At 68.0% G+C, this 20,188-nt stretch carries 21 protein-coding genes and 2 pseudogenes; 11 read left to right on the forward strand and 12 right to left on the reverse strand.

Annotation, left to right across the window (positions count from 1 at the left end; genetic code table 11):
• The first annotated feature begins 116 nt into the window (after positions 1 to 116).
• Together A5646_RS22680 and A5646_RS22685 are read left to right on the forward strand one after the other, a co-directional pair.
• Entirely contained in the window at positions 117 to 524 is a 408-nt protein-coding gene (locus tag A5646_RS22680) for a cold-shock protein (protein ID WP_007777168.1), read from the forward strand.
• Between the two features lie 32 nt (positions 525 to 556).
• Positions 557 to 1,561, forward strand: a complete 1,005-nt coding sequence (locus tag A5646_RS22685) for a glutathione S-transferase family protein (protein ID WP_066879545.1) — start codon at positions 557 to 559, stop codon at positions 1,559 to 1,561.
• Positions 1,562 to 1,633: 72 nt separating this feature from the next.
• Here A5646_RS22685 and A5646_RS22690 read toward each other — a convergent pair whose 3' ends face one another.
• The 3 genes from A5646_RS22690 to A5646_RS22700 all read right to left on the reverse strand — a co-directional run bounded on the left by A5646_RS22690 (position 1,634) and on the right by A5646_RS22700 (position 4,775).
• The gene (locus tag A5646_RS22690) at positions 1,634 to 2,500 is read right to left on the reverse strand and encodes an endonuclease domain-containing protein (protein ID WP_067024345.1); all 867 of its coding nucleotides are present in this window, start codon (positions 2,498 to 2,500) and stop codon (positions 1,634 to 1,636) included.
• A 131-nt stretch (positions 2,501 to 2,631) separates the two neighbouring features.
• The gene (locus A5646_RS22695; protein WP_067024348.1) at positions 2,632 to 3,132 is read right to left on the reverse strand and encodes a DUF2771 domain-containing protein; all 501 of its coding nucleotides are present in this window, start codon (positions 3,130 to 3,132) and stop codon (positions 2,632 to 2,634) included.
• Positions 3,129 to 4,775 carry an MFS transporter gene (locus A5646_RS22700; RefSeq protein WP_066866820.1) on the reverse strand — a complete coding sequence of 549 codons (1,647 nt, stop codon included), beginning with the start codon at positions 4,773 to 4,775 and terminating at the stop codon, positions 3,129 to 3,131. The genes A5646_RS22695 and A5646_RS22700 overlap by 4 nt, the downstream gene beginning before the upstream one ends.
• Positions 4,776 to 4,905: 130 nt before the next feature.
• On the opposite strand from A5646_RS22700, the pseudogene A5646_RS22705 reads away from it, so the two are divergent.
• Positions 4,906 to 5,688 (forward strand): annotated as a pseudogene (locus tag A5646_RS22705) (DUF3027 domain-containing protein); the annotation flags it as partial.
• Positions 5,689 to 5,897: 209 nt separating this feature from the next.
• Here the strand turns inward: A5646_RS22705 and A5646_RS22710 are convergent.
• Both A5646_RS22710 and A5646_RS22715 read right to left on the reverse strand, forming a co-directional pair.
• Entirely contained in the window at positions 5,898 to 6,353 is a 456-nt protein-coding gene (locus tag A5646_RS22710) for an SRPBCC family protein (protein WP_067024353.1), read from the reverse strand.
• 20 nt (positions 6,354 to 6,373) lie between these two features.
• Positions 6,374 to 6,643, reverse strand: a complete 270-nt coding sequence (locus tag A5646_RS22715; protein ID WP_067024375.1) for a DUF2530 domain-containing protein — start codon at positions 6,641 to 6,643, stop codon at positions 6,374 to 6,376.
• Positions 6,644 to 6,847: 204 nt separating this feature from the next.
• Between A5646_RS22715 and A5646_RS22720 the strand changes: the two genes are divergently transcribed.
• Genes A5646_RS22720 through A5646_RS22730 form a run of 3 tightly spaced genes read left to right on the forward strand, consistent with a single transcriptional unit; the run spans position 6,848 to position 8,415 of the window.
• Positions 6,848 to 7,279 (forward strand): MarR family transcriptional regulator, encoded by a 432-nt coding sequence (locus A5646_RS22720; protein WP_066866815.1) that lies wholly within the window; start codon positions 6,848 to 6,850, stop codon positions 7,277 to 7,279.
• A 22-nt stretch (positions 7,280 to 7,301) separates the two neighbouring features.
• The gene (locus A5646_RS22725; RefSeq protein WP_066866814.1) at positions 7,302 to 8,135 is read left to right on the forward strand and encodes an RNA methyltransferase; all 834 of its coding nucleotides are present in this window, start codon (positions 7,302 to 7,304) and stop codon (positions 8,133 to 8,135) included.
• Positions 8,136 to 8,145: 10 nt separating this feature from the next.
• Entirely contained in the window at positions 8,146 to 8,415 is a 270-nt protein-coding gene (locus tag A5646_RS22730; protein ID WP_066866813.1) for a DUF2537 domain-containing protein, read from the forward strand.
• Here A5646_RS22730 and sepH read toward each other — a convergent pair.
• Both sepH and serC read right to left on the reverse strand, forming a co-directional pair.
• Positions 8,412 to 9,185: a septation protein SepH gene (gene sepH, locus A5646_RS22735; protein WP_067024355.1), complete on the reverse strand. Its 774-nt coding sequence runs from the start codon at positions 9,183 to 9,185 to the stop codon at positions 8,412 to 8,414. The two genes, A5646_RS22730 and sepH, sit on opposite strands and share 4 nt — an antisense overlap.
• A 179-nt stretch (positions 9,186 to 9,364) precedes the next feature.
• Positions 9,365 to 10,483: a phosphoserine transaminase gene (serC, locus tag A5646_RS22740; protein WP_066866848.1), complete on the reverse strand. Its 1,119-nt coding sequence runs from the start codon at positions 10,481 to 10,483 to the stop codon at positions 9,365 to 9,367.
• A 245-nt stretch (positions 10,484 to 10,728) separates the two neighbouring features.
• Between serC and A5646_RS22745 the strand changes: the two genes are divergently transcribed.
• Together A5646_RS22745 and A5646_RS22750 are read left to right on the forward strand one after the other, a co-directional pair.
• Positions 10,729 to 11,754 (forward strand): diiron oxygenase, encoded by a 1,026-nt coding sequence (locus A5646_RS22745; RefSeq protein ID WP_066866809.1) that lies wholly within the window; start codon positions 10,729 to 10,731, stop codon positions 11,752 to 11,754.
• 17 nt (positions 11,755 to 11,771) lie between these two features.
• Positions 11,772 to 13,460 carry an FAD-dependent oxidoreductase gene (locus A5646_RS22750; protein ID WP_067024358.1) on the forward strand — a complete coding sequence of 563 codons (1,689 nt, stop codon included), beginning with the start codon at positions 11,772 to 11,774 and terminating at the stop codon, positions 13,458 to 13,460.
• A gap of 16 nt (positions 13,461 to 13,476) precedes the next feature.
• On the opposite strand, the gene A5646_RS22755 is transcribed toward A5646_RS22750, so the two are convergent.
• Complete coding sequence (locus A5646_RS22755) at positions 13,477 to 13,935, reverse strand: VOC family protein (protein ID WP_067024360.1); 459 nt, start codon at positions 13,933 to 13,935, stop codon at positions 13,477 to 13,479.
• Positions 13,936 to 14,066: 131 nt separating this feature from the next.
• Positions 14,067 to 15,188 carry a citrate synthase 2 gene (locus A5646_RS22760; protein WP_067024363.1) on the reverse strand — a complete coding sequence of 374 codons (1,122 nt, stop codon included), beginning with the start codon at positions 15,186 to 15,188 and terminating at the stop codon, positions 14,067 to 14,069.
• A 117-nt stretch (positions 15,189 to 15,305) separates the two neighbouring features.
• Between A5646_RS22760 and pdxH the strand changes: the two genes are divergently transcribed.
• Both pdxH and A5646_RS22770 read left to right on the forward strand, forming a co-directional pair.
• Positions 15,306 to 15,935 carry a pyridoxamine 5'-phosphate oxidase gene (gene pdxH, locus A5646_RS22765; RefSeq protein ID WP_156749004.1) on the forward strand — a complete coding sequence of 210 codons (630 nt, stop codon included), beginning with the start codon at positions 15,306 to 15,308 and terminating at the stop codon, positions 15,933 to 15,935.
• Between the two features lie 158 nt (positions 15,936 to 16,093).
• Positions 16,094 to 17,389: a citrate synthase gene (locus A5646_RS22770; protein WP_066866800.1), complete on the forward strand. Its 1,296-nt coding sequence runs from the start codon at positions 16,094 to 16,096 to the stop codon at positions 17,387 to 17,389.
• A gap of 30 nt (positions 17,390 to 17,419) precedes the next feature.
• Here A5646_RS22770 and A5646_RS22775 read toward each other — a convergent pair whose 3' ends face one another.
• Together A5646_RS22775 and A5646_RS22780 are read right to left on the reverse strand one after the other, a co-directional pair.
• The gene (locus A5646_RS22775) at positions 17,420 to 17,857 is read right to left on the reverse strand and encodes a hypothetical protein (RefSeq protein ID WP_067024366.1); all 438 of its coding nucleotides are present in this window, start codon (positions 17,855 to 17,857) and stop codon (positions 17,420 to 17,422) included.
• Positions 17,858 to 17,978: 121 nt separating this feature from the next.
• Positions 17,979 to 18,959 carry an RNA polymerase sigma-70 factor gene (locus tag A5646_RS22780; protein ID WP_067024368.1) on the reverse strand — a complete coding sequence of 327 codons (981 nt, stop codon included), beginning with the start codon at positions 18,957 to 18,959 and terminating at the stop codon, positions 17,979 to 17,981.
• A gap of 120 nt (positions 18,960 to 19,079) precedes the next feature.
• Between A5646_RS22780 and A5646_RS22785 the strand changes: the two genes are divergently transcribed.
• Positions 19,080 to 19,451: a DoxX family protein gene (locus A5646_RS22785; protein ID WP_067024371.1), complete on the forward strand. Its 372-nt coding sequence runs from the start codon at positions 19,080 to 19,082 to the stop codon at positions 19,449 to 19,451.
• Here the strand turns inward: A5646_RS22785 and A5646_RS22790 are convergent.
• Positions 19,452 to 20,188: pseudogene (locus tag A5646_RS22790) on the reverse strand (NAD(P)/FAD-dependent oxidoreductase); the annotation flags it as partial.

The following is a 20,188-nucleotide window of genomic DNA, read 5'->3' on the forward strand; positions in this document are numbered from 1 at the left end:
TGCTCGTTACCCGGGCATCCGAGTAGGATCAGACTCCTAATACGGCGTCCTGCGCAGGCGGGACGCTTATTGTGTTGGCGATTTCTATTGATCCGTTAGACAAGCAGGTGAGACCAGTGCCGACGGGCAAGGTTAAGTGGTACGACGCTGACAAGGGTTTCGGCTTCCTGTCGCAAGAGGACGGCGAAGACGTCTACGTCCGCTCCTCGGCGTTGCCCGCCGGGGTCGAGGGCCTCAAGGCGGGCCAGCGGGTGGAGTTCGGCATCGCCTCCGGGCGGCGCGGGCCGCAAGCGTTGAGCCTCAAGCTGATTGAGCCGCCGCCCAGCCTCACCAAGACGCGCCGCGAGGCGCCCGCCGAACACAAGCACAACCCCGACGAGCTGCACGGCATGGTCGAGGACATGATCACGCTGCTGGAAAGCACCGTGCAGCCCGAACTGCGCAAGGGCCGCTACCCGGACCGCAAGACCGCCCGCCGGGTTTCCGAGGTGGTCAAGGCCGTCGCTCGGGAGCTCGACGCCTGACGTTCGCTCGTTATTGAGCGACTATGGGAGTTATGGCTTCCTATATCGCGCAGGCAGGCGAATTCACCCGCGACACCAACTACATCACCACCCGCATCACCGCCGACGGGCGCGACGGCTACCCCGTCGAGCCCGGCCGGTACCGGCTGGTCGTCGCGCGCGCGTGTCCGTGGGCGAACCGCGCGATCATCGTGCGCCGCTTGCTGGGCTTGGAAAGCGTTCTCTCCATTGGGTTTTGCGGTCCCACCCACGACGAGCGCAGTTGGACGTTCGATCTCGATCCCGGCGGCGTCGACCCGGTGCTCAAGATTCCGCGGCTGCAGGACGCCTACTTCAAGCGGTTCCCCGACTACCCCAAGGGCATCACGGTCCCGGCCATCGTCGATGTCCCGACCGGGGCGGTCGTCACCAACGACTTCGCGCAGATGACGCTGGACCTCTCGACGGAATGGTCGGCCTATCACCGCGACGGGGCGCCCGAGCTGTACCCGGAGCACCTGCGCGCCGAAATCGACGAGGTGAGCAAGCGGATCTACACCGAAATCAACAACGGTGTGTACCGGTGCGGGTTCGCCGGCTCGCAGGAGGCCTACGAGGCGGCCTACGACCGGTTGTTCACCGCGCTGGATTGGGTCAGCGAGCGGCTGGCCGATCAGCGATTCCTGGTGGGCGACACCATCACCGAGGCAGACGTGCGACTGTTCACCACCCTGGCCCGCTTCGACCCGGTCTATCACGGGCACTTCAAATGCAACCGCAGCAAACTGAGCGAGATGCCGGTGTTGTGGGCGTATGCGCGCGACCTGTTCCAGACGCCGGGGTTCGGTGACACCGTGGACTTCGTCCAGATCAAACAGCACTACTACATCGTGCACGCCGACATCAACCCCACCCGGATCGTGCCCAAGGGTCCGGACCTGGCCGGCTGGCTTTCGCCGCACGGGCGGGAAGCCTTGGGCGGCAGGCCCTTCGGGGACGGAACCCCTCCCGGGCCGCCCGTCGAAGGCGAGCGCGTGCCCGCCGGCCACGGCGCCTAGTTCCCGGCTGGCGAACGTCGACTTATGGCGCAAAATCTGGTGTTTTCGGTCCAACAACTCCACGCTCGGCTCTTAGAGCGGGCGGCCCGCGGCGCGCAGGGCGCTACGGGAGCGCGCTAGGACTATGTAAGGCCGGTGACGCACCATGTCGGCGCTGACCCGGACGATCCGCCAGCCCATCGACTCGAGTTCGGCCAGACGATCGATGTCTCGGGTTCGCTGCACCGGGTCGGTCCAATGGTGAGCGCCGTCGAACTCCACGCCGACCTTCCACTCCTCCCAACCCATGTCGATGCGCGCTACTACGGCACCCCATTCGTTGAGTGCTTCGATCTGCGTCTGCGGCCGCGGTAATCCGCCACCGACGAGTGTCAGGCGAGTTTTCGTCTCATACGGTGATTCGGCGCCGCCGTCGGCCATGGTCAGCACCCGTCGTAACTGCACCAGTCCGCGCGCTCCGCGATGGCGGTCGGCCAGCAACTCGACATCAGCCGGCTTCACGTCGGTTGCGTGCATCAGTGCGTCCAGGCGAATCACCGCGGTGGTAAATCCCTTTCGCCTGCCAAGATCGAACGCCGTGCGTGCCGGAGTGGTCAGGGTCATCCCGTCCCGGATGCACGTTTCGTCGTCGGCGAGGGTGTCGCTATGCAGAACGATGCCGCCTACCTTGTCGCGGCCGGCGCGGTTGAGCTCCGCTGGCAACCAGTCGTCGATCCACGCGGTGCGGTGCAATGCGGCCGCTGACAGGCCGGCCAGTGTCGCGGCACGGCCAGACCACAGCCAGGCGGCAACCGCTCGGGTCACCGGCGTCAACTTTTGCCCGCGGCCGATGTAGACGTTGCGATGAATCATCTCGAAGTCGGCCCGCAGTTGGTGCCGGGTAACGAGTCCGGCCGCCAATGCTTCGGTGCCTCTGAATGGCCAGGCTGGGATCTGCATGTGGACACGGTGGCGGCCGGTACCGACACGTCGTGCCGAACGTCGGTTTGTGCGCGTAAATTACGGCGTTTCGCCACAACAAGTCGACGTTGGGCGCGACGAGGGGGCGAGGGGCGGGGCTGGCGAACGGCCTAGTACGTCAGACGCACGGACCATTCCGCGTGGGGCACGTCGTGAAGCTCCCCGGCGGGATCCACCGCCAATGTCAGCAGCTGCACGACGATCCCGGCCAGGCGCCCGCGATGCGGGTCGACCGACGGGATCGTCACGGCGAAGCGGGTTTTCGGCCGAAAGATCGTGCTGGTGGTGTTCGTCGGGTCGTCGTAGACCTGCAGCAGCCGCCACGGTGCCCGGTAGATGGCGTCGGGCACCGACAGCTGAATCGGGTAGCGCTCGCTGACCCGTAGCTCGCCCTGGTTCTGCGGTGTCTCGCAGTCTTCGAGATTCAGCACGTTGCAATACAGGTAGGGCCCCACCCGCGTCAGATGCCCGTGCGAATAGGCGCTGATCTCGGGGTGCCGCGGGCCGGTGCGCCCGACCAGCAACCAGGTGCCCACACCCGCGCCGACGCAGAGCACCGCGACCAGACAGGCGAGCAGCACGGCCCCACCCCGCTTGCGTTGCGGTTTCACTCGGCAACCACCGCCGCGGCGCCGGCACCGCGGCGCTTGCCCTCCTGCTCGACCATGATTGGCCTATTTCCTCCCAGGCCGGGAATCAGTGAGTTGCCGCGGAAGCTGACGAGGGTCTGCGCCAGGCCCAAGATGAGCAGCGCAGTGACCGCGGTAAAGCCGACCCACAGTTCGGTGTACACCAACACCCCCACGGCGCCGCCGAGGACCCACGCCAATTGCAGCGTCGACTCCGAGCGCCCGAAGCCCGACGCGCGGGATTCCTCCGGCAGGTCGTTCTGCAGCGACGCGTCCAGGGACGCCTTGGCGATGGCGCTGGCTCCGGACGTGACCAGGGTGGCGATCACGGCCACCACCAGGTTGCCGGCCACCGAGGCGGCCAGCGCGACCGCGCTCACCGCCACCGTGCAGCGCACCACCAGCGCGGCGGGCCGGCCCAGCTTCAGGCGTGCACTGGTGAAGTTGCCGACGAAATTGCCGATCCCGGCCGCGGCGCCGATCACCCCGAGCATGGCGACCTGGGCCCAGCCGTTGGCCTGATGCGCCTTGGCGACAAACGCGGGGTAGAGGAACAGGAAGCCGACCATGACCTTGATGGTGCAGTTGCCCCACAGCGAGGTGATGATGTTGCGGCCCAACGGTTGCCGGAGCGCCCCGCTGACCTCCTGGTGCCAGCTGCGCCGCAGCGGTTCGCTGTCCTGGCGGTAGCTCAGGGTGGCGGGTACCTCGCCGGCGGTCACCTCGACCCAGCGCGGGATCCGCATGGACAGCATGGCGCCGGCGATCGTCACCGCGATCACCACGAACAACGCCCCGGGCAGCTTGAACAGGTGGGTGCAGACGAACTCGACACCACCGGCGATCGCGCCGCCGACGATGGTGCCGCCCAGCAGACCGAACATGGTCAGTCGGGCGTTGACCCGCACCAGGTCGATGGTCGGCGGCATCACCCTGGGTGTCACGGCGCTGCGCAGCACGCTGAACGACTTGGAGAACACCATCATCGCGAGCGCGCACGGATACAGCACCCATGACGGGAAGCTGCCGGTGGCGCCGTCGTAGTTCATGACCAGCAGCACCGCCAGGGCGGTGCGCAGGGCGAACGACGCGGCCAGCGCGACGCGGCGGCCGTGCTGCAGCCGGTCCAGCGCGGGACCGATCAGCGGCGCGATCACCGCGAACGGCGCGATGGTGATCAGCAGATACAGGGCGACCCGGCCCTTGCTCTCGCCGGTGGCCGCGGCGAAGAACAACGTGTTGGCCAGCGCGACGGCCATCGCCGCGTCCACCGCGAAATTGGCGACCACCGGCCACGTCAGCGCAGTCAGGCCGGACTTGTCGGCGCCGTCGGCCGTCGCGGCGCGCTGCACCATCCAGTACATCCGCGAGCCCATTTCGCGGCTGCGCAGTGCCGCGGCGCGGGTGACGGTGATCCGTTCACCGGAAGCCGGACCGCGAGGCGGCGTGTCGCTGCTGCGGTTCGGCTCCGGCTGGTGGCCCAGCGGGGGCAAGTAGCGGTTGGCGCTCGGCATCGACGGGCGACGGGGGCGCCGATCGGCGCCCTCGCCGGCGGGGTAATTGGCCGCGCCCGGATGTTGGGACGCGGCGCTCTTGCGGGGCCGGCGGCCCGGCTGAGAGGCCACTCGGCCCGGGTCGTTTTGCCGCCGTCCAGACACGTCCCGATTCTCCCCTATGGCGCCTGGATGCGTCTGCAGGTAACGGGGCGTGGCTCGCCAACCTAGTATTGGAAACGCAATGCAGAAAGAAGACAGCGTGACCAGACCTATCGAGGGATCCGCCGTGTCGACTGTGGCCGAGTGGCCCGAGCGGTTGGCGACGGTGCTCACGGGCGCGGCGGAGGTGGCCAGGGCCGCCGTGGTGGAGTTCGGCGCACCGGAGATGGTCGGCGACTACCTGGGCGTCGGCTACGAAGACCCGAACAGCGCCACCCACCGCTTCCTGGCGCACCTGCCCGGCTACCAGGGGTGGCAGTGGGCGGTCGTCGTCGCCGCCTATCCCGGCGCGGACCACGCGACCATCAGCGAGGTCGTACTGGTGCCCGGGCCGACCGCATTGCTGGCACCCGAATGGGTGCCCTGGGACCAGCGGGTACGGCCCGGCGACCTGAGCCCGGGCGACCTGCTGGCGCCCGCCGCCGACGATCCCCGGCTGGTTCCCGGTTACACCGCCAGCGGTGACCCCCAGGTCGACGAGACCGCCGCCGAGATCGGGCTGGGCCGGCGCTGGGTGATGAGCGCCGAGGGCCGGTCGGACACGGCCGAACGCTGGCGCACCGGCGAGTACGGCCCCGACTCGCCGATGGCGCGGTCCACCAAGCGGGTGTGCCGCGACTGCGGTTTTTTCCTGCCGCTGTCGGGTTCGCTGGGCGCGCTGTTCGGCGTGTGCGGCAACGAATTGTCGGCCGACGGTCACATCGTCGACAAGCTGTACGGCTGCGGTGCCCATTCGGACACGCCCGCCCCGGCGGGCACCGGGTCGCCTGCGTACGAGCCGTACGACGACGGCCTGCTCGACGTCACCCAGACGCCGGTCGAACCGTCCCCCTTGTCCTCGGAGTCCACGGAACCCTCGGAGTCCACGGAGTCCCCTGCGCCCTCGGAGGCCGTGGGGGCGCCAGAAGCGCAGGGCGAGACCGAGACCCAAGAGCCGCAGCCCGAGACGGCGCCCGAGACGCCGGAGGCCGAAACCGAGCCGGTGACCGAGGCGCCGCAGCCCGAGCAGCAGCCGCAGGCCGAGACGCCGGACTAGCCGGTTTCGGCGGCGGCCTTGATGCGCGCCAGCGAGGCGTTCATGCCGTCGAGCAATTCGCGCTCGAAGTTGGTGGTCCCGCCGAACAGCGCATTTACCGACAGGTTCGAAAACGCCGTCACTCCGTTTTCGGCGTGACGGCTCTCGATCAGCCGGGTGGCCGCGCCGCTGGGCTCGAGCTCATAGCTCCAGATGGTGTTGTTGGTGTCGACGCGGAACGCGAGCTTGCGCTCGGGGACGATCTCGACCACCGTGCAGGTGGTCGGCCAGAACATGCGCTTGCGGCGGTTGAGGTTGATCGTTCGGGTGCCCTGACGCACCGGGCCGAAGGGCTTCATCCAGCGACACTGCGGACTCCACCGCGGCATGCGGCGCAGGTCGGAAATCAATTCCCACACGGTGGCCACCGGTGCGTCGATGTCGACGTGCGCTTGCAACAGCGGGGCTACCATCGCTCCTCCAGGGCGGCGAATCAGTTGTGGTCGAGATAGTTTTCGAGTCCGGCCTGCGCGCCGCGGGCACCGCGGCGGGCCGCCGCGAGCTGCAGCAGGAAGATGCTCGTGCCGAGCACACCCACGCCCAGGCCGGCCAGGGCCACGGGACGCCAGCCCTGCAGGGATGGCACCAGGAAAGCGGCCGCCACCGCGGCGAGCCAACCCAACGCGCCGAGCGCGATGAACGGCCACACGTGCAGCAGCGCGGCCGGCAGCGGCGGCGCGGTGCGGGGGGGTTCGGCGGACATCGGGATCAACATAGCTCGCCGTCGGTGGCGGGCGACGGCGCACCCACTTGCCGGGACGGATGATCTTTACCCCGTCGAGCAAAGCGGGATAGGCGGGCGGATAAGCGTTTCGATGAAAAACCCCGCAGCTTAGCGAAGGCGATCTGCGACCGTCGTTCACCGGTTCGTGTCCCGGTTTCTCGGGCTTCCGTGTAACCTCGCGCCATGCCTGACAGCGATGCGCGGCTGGCCAGCGACCTGTCACTGGCAGTTATGCGGCTGGCCCGCCAACTGCGGTTCCGCAACCCGTCGTCGCCGGTGTCGCTGTCCCAGCTGTCGGCGCTGGCCATGCTGACCAACGAAGGCCCGATGACCCCGGGTGCCCTGGCAATTCGCGAACGGGTCAGGCCGCCGTCGATGACCCGGGTGATCGCCTCGCTGGCCGAGATGGGGCTGGTGGACCGCGCGCCGCACCCTGTCGACGGCCGGCAGGTGCTCGTCTCGGTGTCGGAGGCCGGCGCCGAGTTGGTCAAGGCCAACCGCCGCGCCCGCCAGGAGTGGCTGGCCAAGCGGCTAGCGACGCTGGACAGCGAACAGCGAGACATCCTGCGCAACGCGGCCGACCTGATGTTGGCCCTGGTCGACGAAGGCCCGTGAGTCCCCGGAGCGAAGCCGGCGCATGTTGATCGACGTCGACGATCCCGACGATCCGAGGCTCGACGATTTCCGCGACCTGAACAGCGTCGATCGCCGTCCCGATCTGCCGTCGGGCAAGGGGCTGGTGATCGCCGAGGGCGTGCTGGTGGTGCAGCGCATGCTCGCCTCACGCTTTCACCCGCATGCCCTGCTGGGGACCGAGCGCCGGTTCGCCGAGCTCGACATTGACCTGGCCGGCACCGACGTGCCGTGCTACCGCGCGTCCGCCGACGTCATGGCCCGGGTGGTCGGGTTTCACCTCAACCGCGGCGTGCTGGCGGCCGCCCGGCGGGTGCCCGAACCGGGCGTCGCCGACGTGATCGACAGGGCCCGCACCGTCGCGATCCTCGAAGGGGTCAACGATCACGAGAACCTGGGTTCGATCTTCCGCAACGCGGCGGGGCTGGGCGTCGATGCGGTGGTGTTCGGCAGCGGCTGTGCCGACCCGCTGTACCGCCGCGCGGTGCGGGTGTCCATGGGCCACGCGCTGCTGGTGCCCTATGCGCGCGCAAGCTGTTGGCCCGCCGAGCTCGCGACGTTGCGGGAGAACGGTTTTCGACTCCTGGCGATGACTCCGCAGGCCAGCGCCTGCGCCTTGCCGGAGGCGATGACGGCCGCGCGCGACGAACGCGTCGCGGTGTTGGTCGGCGCCGAGGGGCCGGGGCTGACGCCGGCCACCTTGCGGTGCAGTGATGTGCGGGTGCGCATTCCGATGTCGCGCGGCACCGATTCGCTCAACGTCGCGACGGCGGCGGCGTTGGCGTTCTACGAGCGGGCCCGCTCGACGGCGAGAGGCGGCGATGGACAGTCACACTAGGCTCCGGCTGATGCGAGACGAGTCCGTGCCCTGGGCAACGGGTTTGACGGTCGCCGCGTTCGTCGCGGCGGTCACCGCCGCCGCGATCGTGGTGCTCAGTCTGGGGCTGCTTCGCGTGCACGCGCTGCTGGCCGTCGGGCTCAACGTCGTGGCGGCCGGGGGACTGGCGCCGACCCTGTGGGGGTGGCGGCGTACGCCCGTCCTGCGCTGGTTTGTGCTGGGCGCCGCGGTGGGTGTGGCGGTGGCGTGGGTTGCGCTGTTGGCCCTGACGACGGCTTAGCGCTGCCCGCCGGAGCGCACGCCGAGCAGCACGTCCTCCCACGCCGGGATGACGGGCTTGCCCCGCCGGGTGTGCACCGGCTTTTCGTCCGGTTCCGCGACGGGTGCTTCGTCGGCGACGGGCGGCTTGGCGGGCTCTTCGAAGTCGACGTGCGCCACCCGGGCCACCGGCCGCAGCGGGCGTTCGAAGTTGGGGTCGATCAGCGCGCTGGCCGCGTCGTCGATGGCGGTCACCGTTCCGCCGTGCGCACCGGGCGTGAAACAGAAATGCGCGAGGTTGTCGGACCGGCCGACCTTCCATGCCAGCTGCACCGTCCAGCGGTTGTCCTCGTTGCGCCACGCGTCCCAGCTGAGTTTGTCGTGGCTCAGCCCGCGGGTCACCAGTGAGGCGCTGACCGTCTCGAGCAGGGTCAGCACCGCGGGACCGTCGGCGAGCATCGGGTGTGCGGCGGTTGCCAGCTCCGCGGCGCGGAAGCGCTCCAGCAACACCGGGTGAGCAAAGCGGCGGATCCGCGAAACCTCCGAGCCTGACGCCGCGGCGACCTGTTCGACGGAGGCACCCGCGCGGATCTTGGCCTGAATTTCTTTGGGGCTCAGCATGTTGGTGACTTCAATCTCGAGCTGCGGTTGCTCAGAGGACAGGGCCGCGTCGCGCAGCAGGGCTCGCAAGCGGTCGTCGGCCGCCAGCTTGAACTGCTCCGCGGGATCGCCACCCTCGCAGATGACGTGTTTGCTGTCGGCATCCAGCCCAACCACTTTGAGTTCCCGCATGGTTATCTCCTCGCAGGCTCCGTGCAGGTCAGCGACGGACCCGTCACGTGCGCACTTTAGTCCAGCAACCGCCCATCACCTGTGCTGACACGCTGTGCGGTTGCGCCCTGATTGCCGGTCGGACGGTGTTCAATTGTCCGGCTCCTCAGCTGCCCGTACCGCGCAGCATCGTCGCCGAACTACAACCGCTCGACGACCCAGTCGATGCATTGGGTGAGTGCGCTGACGTCGTCGGGGTCCACGGCCGGGAACATCCCCACCCGCAGCTGGTTGCGGCCGAGTTTGCGGTACGGCTCGGTGTCGACGACGCCGTTCGCCCGCAACACCTTCGCCACGGCCGCGGCGTCGACCTCGTCGGCGAAGTCGATGGTGCCCACCACCTGCGAGCGCAGCTTGGGGTCGGTGACGAAGGGTGTGGTGTAGGGCCGCTCCTCAGCCCAGGAGTACAACCTGCCCGAGGAGTCCGCGGTGCGCTTGACGGCCCAGTCCAGCCCGCCGTTGCCCAGCAACCAGTCGACCTGCTCGGCCATCAGCGCCAGGGTGCCGACCGCCGGGGTGTTGTAGGTCTGGTCCTTCAGGCTGTTTTCCACCGCGATGGGCAGCGACAGGAAGTCGGGAACCCAGCGCCCGGAGCCGGCGACCGACTCGACGCGGGCCAGCGCCGCAGGGCTCATGATGGCCAGCCACAGGCCCCCGTCGCTGGCGAAATTCTTCTGCGGCGAGAAGTAGTAGGCGTCGGTCTCGGCGATGTCGACCGGCAACCCGCCGGCGCCCGACGTCGCGTCGATGACGATCAGCGCGTCGCCGGAGTCGGCGGGCCGGCGGACGGGCACCGCGACGCCGGTCGACGTTTCGTTGTGCGCCCAGGCGATCACGTCCACCGACGGGTCGCTCTGCGGCTCGGGGGCGCTGCCGGCGTCCGCCTTGATGACGACGGGCTCACCGACGAAGGGGTTCTTGGCGACCGCCGAGGCGAACTTGGAGCTGAATTCGCCGAAGGACAGGTGCAACGAGCGCTTGTCGATCAGGCCGAAGGCCGCGGCGTCCCAGAACGCCGTTGCGCCGCCGTTGCCCAAGATCACCTCATAGCCCTCGGGCAGCGAGAACAGATCCGCTAGCCCGGAGCGCAGCCGGCCCACCAGATTCTTGACCGGCGCCTGCCGGTGCGAGGTGCCGAACAACGGGGCGGCGGTCGTGGTCAGCGCCTGCAGCTGCTCGGGCCGGACCTTCGACGGGCCACACCCGAAGCGGCCGTCGCGGGGTTTGATGTCAGCGGGGATCTCGAGCTGGTCAGCCATGCTCATCAGGGTAGTGAGCCGAGTTGACCGGTCGGTGCGGAGGCCGACCGCCAACCTCGGCTGCCCGGGCAAAAGGCCTGCTCGGCTGTGTCCAGGCGTTTGATCGCCTGTGATCCGGGGCATAAAAAATTCATGACCACCGGTCAGGTCACAGTGCCCGGAAGGGGTCTAGGAATTATCCGGTACCTGCGGTACTGTCTGGACATAGCACGTCCAAATGTAAACCTCGTTGGGGAGGCCTGGATATGGCTAGGACGCGATTAGTCCGGCGTTGGCGCAGCAACATGGAAGTGCGCGACGACGCCGAATACGTCAACATGCTTGCCACACTGTCCGAGGGGTCGGTGCGGCGCAACTTCAATCCGTACACCGACATCGATTGGGATTCACCGGAGTTCGCGGTGACCGAAAACGATCCGCGCTGGATCCTGCCGAACACCGACCCGCTGGGCCGCCATCCCTGGTACCTGGCGCAGTCCGACGAGCGCAAGATCAAGATCGGGATGTGGCGCCAGGCCAACGTGGCCAAGGTGGGACTGCACTTCGAATCCATCCTGATTCGCGGCCTGATGAACTACACGTTCTGGGTGCCCAACGGATCGCCGGAGTACCGGTACTGCCTGCACGAATCGGTCGAAGAGTGCAACCACACCATGATGTTCCAGGAGATGGTGAACCGCATCGGCGCCGACGTGCCGGGCATGCCGCGGATGCTCAAGTGGCTCTCGCCGTTGGTTCCACTGGTGGCCGGCCCGCTGCCGGTGGCGTTCTTCATCGGCGTGCTCGCCGGCGAGGAGCCCATCGACCACACGCAGAAAAACGTTCTGCGCGAAGGCAAGTCGTTGCACCCCATCATGGAGAAGGTGATGGCGATCCACGTGGCCGAGGAGGCCCGCCACATCTCGTTCGCCCACGAGTTCCTGCGCAAGCGGGTGCCGGAATTGACCAAGAGGCAGCGATTCTGGACCGCGCTGTACCTGCCGCTGACCATGAAGGCGCTCTGTCGCGCAATTGTGGTGCCGCCCAAGGCTTTCTGGCGCGAGTTCGACATCCCGCGGGAAGTCAAGAAGGAACTGTTCTTCCGGTCGCCGGAATCGCGGAAGTGGCTCAGCGACATGTTCGGTGACGTGCGGATGTTGGCCTACGACACCGGTCTGATGGAGACGCGCTCGGCGCGGTTGATGTGGCGGTTGTGCAAGATCAACGGCAAGCCGTCGCGTTACCGCAGCGAGCCGCAGCGCCAGCACCTGGCCGCGGTCCCGGCTGCGTAGTCACTGCGAGTTCGTTTATGCCGCACGTTATTACCCAGTCGTGCTGTAACGACGGGTCCTGTGTTTTCGCATGCCCGGTGAATTGCATTCACCCGACGCCGGACGAGCCCGGCTTCGCCACCTCCGAGATGCTCTACATCGATCCGGTGGCGTGCGTGGACTGCGGAGCTTGTGTGAGCGCATGCCCCGTCGGCGCGATCGCGCCCGATACCCGGCTGGACACCAAGCAGTTGCCGTTCATCGAGATCAACGCGTCCTTCTACCCGGACCGGCCGAAGGACGAGAAGCTGCCGCCGACGTCCAAGCTGGCACCGGTGATCCCGGCCGCCGAGGTCCGCGCCCGCCGCAAGCCCCTGACGGTCGCCATCGTCGGATCGGGGCCCGCGGCGATGTACGCCGCCGACGAACTGCTGACCCAGCAGGGCGTGCGCGTCAACGTCTTCGAAAAGCTGCCCACCCCATACGGTTTGGTGCGGGCCGGGGTGGCGCCCGATCACCAGAACACCAAGCGGGTCACCCGGCTGTTCGACCGGGTCGCCGGTGATCGCCGGTTCCGGTTCTTTCTCAACGTCGAGGTCGGCACGCAGCTGAGCCACGCGGACCTGCTCGCTCACCACCACGCCGTGCTGTATGCGGTGGGCGCGCCCGATGACCGCCGGCTGGACATCGAGGGCATGGGCCTGCCGGGGACCGGAACGGCAACCGAATTGGTCGCGTGGATCAACGGGCATCCCGACTTCGCCGATCTGCCGGTCGATCTCAGCCACGAGCGGGTGCTGATCGTCGGCAACGGCAACGTCGCCCTCGATGTCGCCCGGTTGCTCACCTCCGATCCCGACGAGCTGGCCCGCACCGACATCGCCGAGCACGCGCTGGCGGCCTTGCGCGCCTCGGCGGTGCGTGAGGTGGTGATCGCCGCCCGGCGCGGCCCCGCCCAGTCGGCGTTCACGTTGCCCGAGCTGATCGGGCTCACCGGCAGCTCCGAGGTGGTGCTCAGCGCTGCGGACCACGAGCTGGTGGCGGCCGATCTCGCGGCCGCGTCGGACGCTCTGACCAAGCGCAAGCTGGAAATCTTGAGCACGCTCGGCGACGATGCGACACCGCCGTCCCGCCCGAGAATCAGGCTGGCGTATCGGCTAACGCCGCACCGGGTGCGGGGGGACCAGCGCGCCACCGGGATGGAGTTCTCGGTCACCGGCACCGACGAGACGCGCCTTCTGGAAACCGGTCTGGTGCTGACGTCGATTGGCTACCGCGGCAAGCCGATTCGCGATCTGCCCTACGACGAAGCGTCGGCAGTCGTGCCGAACGACGCGGGTCGCGTCGTCGACCCCGTTTCCGGTGACCCGGTGACCGGCGCCTACGTCGCGGGCTGGATCAAGCGGGGACCCAGCGGGTTCATCGGGACCAACAAGTCCTGCTCGTTGCAGACCGTGCAGTCTTTGGTCGCCGATTTCAACGCCGGCAAACTGGCCGATCCAATCGCCAAGCCCGAGGCGCTGGCCGGGCTGGTGCACGCCCGCCAGCCCGCCGCGATCGATGCCGCGGGATGGCGCGCCATCGACGCCGCCGAAATCGCGCGCGGCAGCGAGCACGGCCGCCCCCGCATCAAGTTCACCGACGTCTCCGCGATGCTCGCGGCCGCGGCCGCCGCAGAGCCGGCGCCGCCGCAACGACGCCGGCTGCTCGACCGCCTGCTTGGCTAGCGCCGATGGTGCAGGACTAGCCGGCTCCCTGCCCGGACATCGCCGCCGAGATCTCCTCCATGCTGACCTCGCGGACCGGCTGCCCCAGCGACCAGTGGTGGCCGAACGGGTCGGCGACCATGCCGTAGCGGTCACCCCAGAACTGGTCCTCGAGCGGGGTCACCACGGTGGCACCGGCGTCCAGGGCGCGCTGGAAGCTGGCGTCGACGTCGGTGACCGTCAGGTGGATCGTCACCGGGGTGCCGCCCAGCGATGTCGGCGTCATCGACTTGCCGCCGCACACTTCGGGGAAGTCATCGTTGAGCATCACCGTGAAACCGTTGATGCGCACCGCGGCGTGCACCAGTTTGCCGTCGGGACGCGGCACGCGTCCGATCTCCTGGGCCCCAAAAGCCTTGGCGTAGAAGTCGATTGCCGCGGCGGCGTCGTCGACCACCAGGTGCGGGGACAGTGCGGGTTCGATCTTGATCGCCATGCTGGTTCTCCTTGCTATCGGTTCCCTGTCCTGCCCATGACGGGCAGGTTCACGACTTATGACTGCGCCGGCGACAAAAACTCATCGCGACGGCAACCATTAGATCGCCGGGTACCGACAACCGGGAGGCGTCAGGCGTTGGTGAGGCTGCGGTCCCAGCCCTCGACGGCCTCCGGACTGCGCGGGCCGGGGCCCACGTAGATGGCCGACGGCCGGACCAGCTTGCCGAGCCGCTTCTGCTCAAGAATGTGCGCGCACCAGCCCGCGGTGCGGCCGCAGGTGAACATCGCCGGCATCATGCTGGCCGGCACTCGGGCGAAGTCCAGCATCACCGCGGCCCAGAACTCGACGTTGGTCTCGATGGCCCGGTCCGGACGGCGCTCGCGCAGCTCGGCCAGGGCCGCCTGCTCCAGCGCGACGGCGACCTCGTGGCGCGGCGCCCCCAGCCGTTCGGCGGTGGCGCGCAGCACCCGCGCCCGCGGGTCCTCCGCGCGGTAGACCCGGTGCCCGAAGCCCATCAGCTTGTCGCCGCTGTCCAGGATCTTCTTCACCAGGCCACGCGCGTCGCCGGTGCGCTCGACCTCCTCGATCATCGGCAGCACCCGCGCCGGCGCCCCGCCGTGCAGCGGGCCGCTCATCGCCCCGATCGCCCCGGACAGCGCCGCCGCCACGTCGGCGCCCGTCGACGCGATCACCCGCGCGGTGAACGTCGAGGCGTTCATGCCGTGCTCGGCGGCCGACACCCAGTAGGCGTCAATCGCTTCGACGTGCCGTGGGTCCGGCTCGCCCTGCCAGCGCGTCATGAACCGGGCGGTGACCGTGTCGCATTCGTCGATGACCCGTTGCGGGACGGCGGGCTGGTAAATCCCGCGCGCCGACTGCGCGACGTAGGACAGGGCCATCACCGAGGCCCGGGCCAGCTGGTCGCGGGCGGTGTCGTCGTCGGTGTCCAGCAGCGGCTTGTACCCCCAGATGGGGGCCAGCATCGCCAGGCCCGCCTGCACGTCGACGCGTACGTCGCCGGTGTGGATGGGCAGCGGGAAGGGCTCGGCGGGCGGTAGGCCGTGGCCGAACTTGCCGTCGACCAGCAGCGCCCACACGTCGCCGAACGTGACCTGCTGCGTTACCAAATCTTCGATGTCGACACCGCGGTAGCGCAGCGCACCGCCGTCTTTATCCGGCTCGGCAATTTCGGTGGTGAAGGCGACCACGCCTTCCAGGCCGGGGACAAAGTCTTCGGGGACCACAGTCATGCCGAAAATTCTCGCACCCCCTGATCGGGCCGACGCTACCGGCCGGTAGCAAGCGCCGGTAGCGTGGACGCGATGGCAGGACCAGACCCGGCGCCAGGAAATGAGCACCTGCAAAGAATGCGTGTGGAGTACGGATCAGTGGAAAAGGACGGCAGCCCGGATCTCGACGCGGATTGGTTGCGCGACGGCTGGGTTTCGTTGTTGCGCAAATGGATCGGCGACGCCGAGCGGGCGGGGGTCGCCGAGCCCAACGCGTTGGTGCTGGCCACCGTGACCGCCGACGGCAGGCCGGCCAGCCGGTCGGTGCTGTGCAAGAGCGTCGACGAGACCGGGATCACTTTCTTCACCAACTATGACTCGGCCAAGGGCGACGATCTGGCCGCGACGCCGTACGCCTCGGCCACGTTTCCGTGGTATCAGCTCGGCCGCCAGGTCCACGTCCGCGGCCCGGTGCGCAAGGTCGCCGCGGAGGTCACCGAGGACTACTGGTCCAAGCGGCCGCGCGGGTCGCAACTGGGCGCGTGGGCGTCGCAACAGTCGCGGCCGATCGCCTCACGCGCGGCCCTGCTCGACCAGCTGGAGGAGGTGACCGCCCGGTTCGCCGATCGCGAGCGGGTCCCGGTCCCGCCGGGCTGGGGTGGCTACCTCATTGCCCCGGAGCTGGTGGAGTTCTGGCAGGGGCGGGAAAATCGGTTGCACAACCGCATCCGCATCACCGGGGGTCGGGTGGAACGCCTGCAGCCCTAACCCGCTGATGATGCACGTTGCGCCGCGGCGTGACGGGGTCGATTGCTGGCGTGACCAGCGGACTCGACCCCGGGCAGGCGTCCCATCGTCATAACGACTACCTTTTGCAGTAAGCACCAAGTCAGCAGCCATATCAGCCAGAGCGCAAAGGGGTTCTCGTGGCAGACACCGACGACACCGCCACTTTGAAGTACCCGGGCGGTGAAACCGACCTGGAGATCGTCAAGGCCACCGACGGCGCTGACGGCATCGCGCTGGGCTCGCTGTTGTCCAAGACCGGCTACACCACGTTCGACAACGGCTTCGTCAACACCGCTTCGTGCAAGAGCTCCATCACCTACATCGACGGCGACGCGGGCATCCTGCGCTACCGCGGCATCCCGATCGAGCAGCTCGCCGAGAAGTCGACCTTCATCGAGGTGAGCTACCTCTTGATCTACGGCGAACTGCCCGACAAGGAGCAGCTGGCCGACTTCACCAAGCGGATCCAGCTGCACACCATGCTGCACGAGGACCTCAAGCGATTCTTCGACGGCTTCCCGCGCAACGCTCACCCGATGCCGGTGTTGTCCAGCGCGGTCAACGCGCTGTCCGCCTACTACCCCGACTCGCTCGACCCGATGGACACCGAGGACGTCGAGCTCTCGACGATCCGGTTGCTGGCCAAGCTGCCGACCATCGCGGCCTACGCCTACAAGAAGTCCGTCGGCCAGCCGTTCCTCTACCCGGACAACTCCCTGTCGCTGGTGGAGAACTTCCTGCGGATGACGTTCGGGCTGCCCGCCGAGCCGTATGAGGCGGATCCCGAAATCGTTCGGGCGCTGGACATGCTGCTCATCCTGCACGCCGACCACGAACAGAACTGTTCGACCTCGACGGTCCGGTTGGTGGGGTCCTCCCAGGCCAACCTGTTCACCTCGATCTCCGGTGGGATCAACGCGCTGTGGGGGCCGCTGCACGGTGGCGCCAACCAGGCGGTGCTCGAGATGCTCGAGAAGATCCGCCAAAGCGACGACGACGTCAGCGAATTCGTGCGCAAGGTCAAGAACCGCGAAGCCGGCGTGAAGTTGATGGGCTTCGGGCACCGCGTCTACAAGAACTACGACCCGCGCGCCCGCATCGTCAAGGAGCAGGCCGACAAGATCCTGGCCAAGCTCGGCGGCGACGACGACCTGCTGGACATCGCCAAGCAACTGGAAGAGGCCGCGCTCACCGACGACTACTTCATCGAGCGCAAGCTGTACCCCAACGTCGACTTCTATACCGGCCTGATCTACCGGGCGCTGGGCTTCCCGACCCGGATGTTCACCGTCCTGTTCGCGCTGGGGCGGCTGCCCGGGTGGATCGCGCACTGGCGCGAGATGCACGACGAGGGCGACAGCAAGATCGGTCGGCCGCGCCAGATCTACACCGGTTACACCGAGCGCGACTACGTCACCATCGACGCGCGGTAACTGTCTTGGCGCCGGTAGCGCGGCGCCCGGTCAGTCGGCCTTTTTGAGCCAGCCCACGTACGCGAGGTAGACGCCGCACAGCGCGAGCAAACCGAAACCGATCCGCACGGCGATGATCGCTGCCCCCGACGTGTGGGTCGCGGTTTGCGCCCCCTTGACGATCGTCTGCGGCATGGCGAGCAGCGCGAAACCCCGCAGCAGCAGGAACCAGCCGAACAGCGAGATGATCACGGCGGCGGCGCTGCGCCAATACTGGTGGAACGCCACGACGAACAGGCCGCAGAAAAACAAGAGCGCACCCAGCGCCCACGGCCACATCGGGTCGCTGGAGAAACCGGACAGTTCGTTCCCGATGCTTGCTGCCCTGATCGCGACAATCGCAGGGACCACGGCGATAAACGGTCCGAGCACGCGCGCGAATGACCGGGTGCGCTGCGAGCGATCGTCGGCGGTGACAGGCGTGCGCATGGTTACTGCTCCTTTCCCTGGGTCGAGGTCGGTGCAGCGCGTTCAACTCGGACGGACGGTTCATGGTTAACGTGCCGACGTCCGCGGACCGCGCGAAGACGATCGTATGAAAAACCCCTATTCATGCGCGCGGTGCTTCCCGGTCCGCGCGACGGGTCACCGGATCGCGGCGCGCCAGGGGCGACAGGGCGAATCCAAGGTGTTCGAGTTTGTGCGGATTGATCACCGAGCGGATGGTGCAGATCCTTCCGCCGTAGATGTCGAGGGTCAGGACGTTGATCAACGCGCCGTCGGGGTCGAAGGCGAGCACGCCAGGTTGCCCGTTGATCTGTGCACGCTGCAGTCGCACGCCGAGACTGCGGTAGGCACCCATGATTGCGGCCAGGGCCCGGTGCACGCGGTTTCGGCCGAAGATCGGTCGCGGCAGTCCGCGGCCGATACCGCCCCCGTCGCCGTAGAAGGACACGTCGTCGGCCAGCCATTGCACCAGATCGTCCAGATCACCATTCTGGGCCGCGGCGAAAAAGCGATCGGCGAGCTGATCGCGGCGCGTGGCGTCGGCGTCGAAGCGGCGGCGCCCCGCCGCGATGTGTCGGCGGGCCCTGTTGAGTAATTGGCGGCAATTGGCCGGTGACTTGTCGACGATGCGCGCGATGTCGGCGTAGTCGTAGGCGAACACCTCGCGCAGCAAGAAAACGGCGCGCTCCACGGGTGAGAGCGTCTCCAGCAGCAGCAGAAACGCCATCGACACCGAGTCGGACATGACGGCAACATCGGCGGCGTCCGGAACGGTCGAGGTGATCAGTGGCTCGGGAAGCCAAGGGCCCAGGTACTTTTCGCGTTGCACGCGGGCGGAGCGCAGATGGTCGATCGCGAGGCGGGTTGCGATGGTGGTCAACATCGAGCGCGGTGACTCGACGTGGTGACCGTGCTGCAAGTAGTCGAGGTAGCGCAGATACGTTCCCTGCACGATGTCCTCGGCGTCGGTGACGCTGCCCAGCATGCGATAGGCGATGGCGAACAGCAGCGGCCGCAGCTCGGCCGCGTCCCCTTGCTGTTCGGCACTGTCGCCGGGCGGGGGGTCGGTGGGAGGAGTCGTCATGTTCTGTAGACGACCGAGCCGTCGGTGGTGTGACAGGTAGCGAGCTGGATCGCCCACCGATGTCACGCGCGGCGGCCGTCGTTCGTCTCAGGGTCGTCCGCTCGAAAGAAAGGGAAGACGATGAACGCCGCGCTATGGTCAGCGCAAATCGTCCTGGCCGCGATATTCGCCCTGTCCGGAACGGTCAAGCTCACATTCAGCCGCGAACGACTACTGGCCACGGGTCAGACCGGCATCGCCATGTTTCCCATGCCGGTCGTCCGTTTCACCGCCGCATCGGAGATCCTCGCCGCGGCAGGACTTGTCGCGCCGGGACTGACGGGCATTGCGTTGATCTTGACGCCGCTCGCAGCGGCGGGCCTGTGCGTGGTCATGGTCGGCGCGGTGTGGGCGCACACGCGGCTGCACGAACGCCGCGCGGTCGCGGTCAACATCGCGCTACTCCTCTTGGCGGCATTCGTGGTGCTCTGCCGAGCCGCGACGTTGCACTGATCACGACCGGTGATCGAGCGCCGCCAGCACCGCCATCGCGGCGTTGTGGCCGCCGATCCCCGACACCGCTCCACCGCGGCGGGTTCCGGAGCCGCACAGCATGATTCGATCGTGTGCGGTGGCCACACCCCATTGCCGCGCCGGCGTGTCCAGCGGGTCGTCATCCTCGGCGAACGGCCAGGACAGGCCGCCGTGGAAGATGTTGCCGCCGCTCATGTGCAGCGTCTTCTCGAGATCCAGCGTGGTGGTGGTCTCGAGGCAGGGGCCGCCCTGCGCGTCGGTCAGCAACAGGTCTTGAATCGGTTCGGCAAGAACGGAATTCATCGATGCGAGCACGTCGTCGGTCAGCCGGTGGCGCAGCGCGTCGGCGTCGACGCCGTCGAACAGCGAATGCGGGGTGTGCAGGCCGAACACCGTCATCGTGTGCGCTCCCGCGTCGCGCAGGTCCGCCGACAGGATGCTGGGATCGGTCAGCGAGTGGCAGTAGGCCTCGCACGGCAAGGGATTCGGCGGTCGGCCCGCGGCGGCCTGCGCGTAGGCGGTGTCGAGCTGTGTCCAGGTCTCGTTGACGTGGAAGGTCCCCGCGAAGGCCTGTTCGGGTGTGACAGCGTGGTCGCGTAGCCGGGGCAGCCGGGCCAGCACCATGTTCACCTTGACCTGCGCGCCGCCCGCCGCGGGCGCCGGTTCTTCGCCGAGTAGTCCGGCCAGGACGGTGGGTGCGACGCCGGCCAGGACGA

The organism is Mycobacterium sp. 1245499.0, from assembly GCF_001673615.1.
Lineage (GTDB): Bacteria > Actinomycetota > Actinomycetes > Mycobacteriales > Mycobacteriaceae > Mycobacterium > Mycobacterium europaeum_A.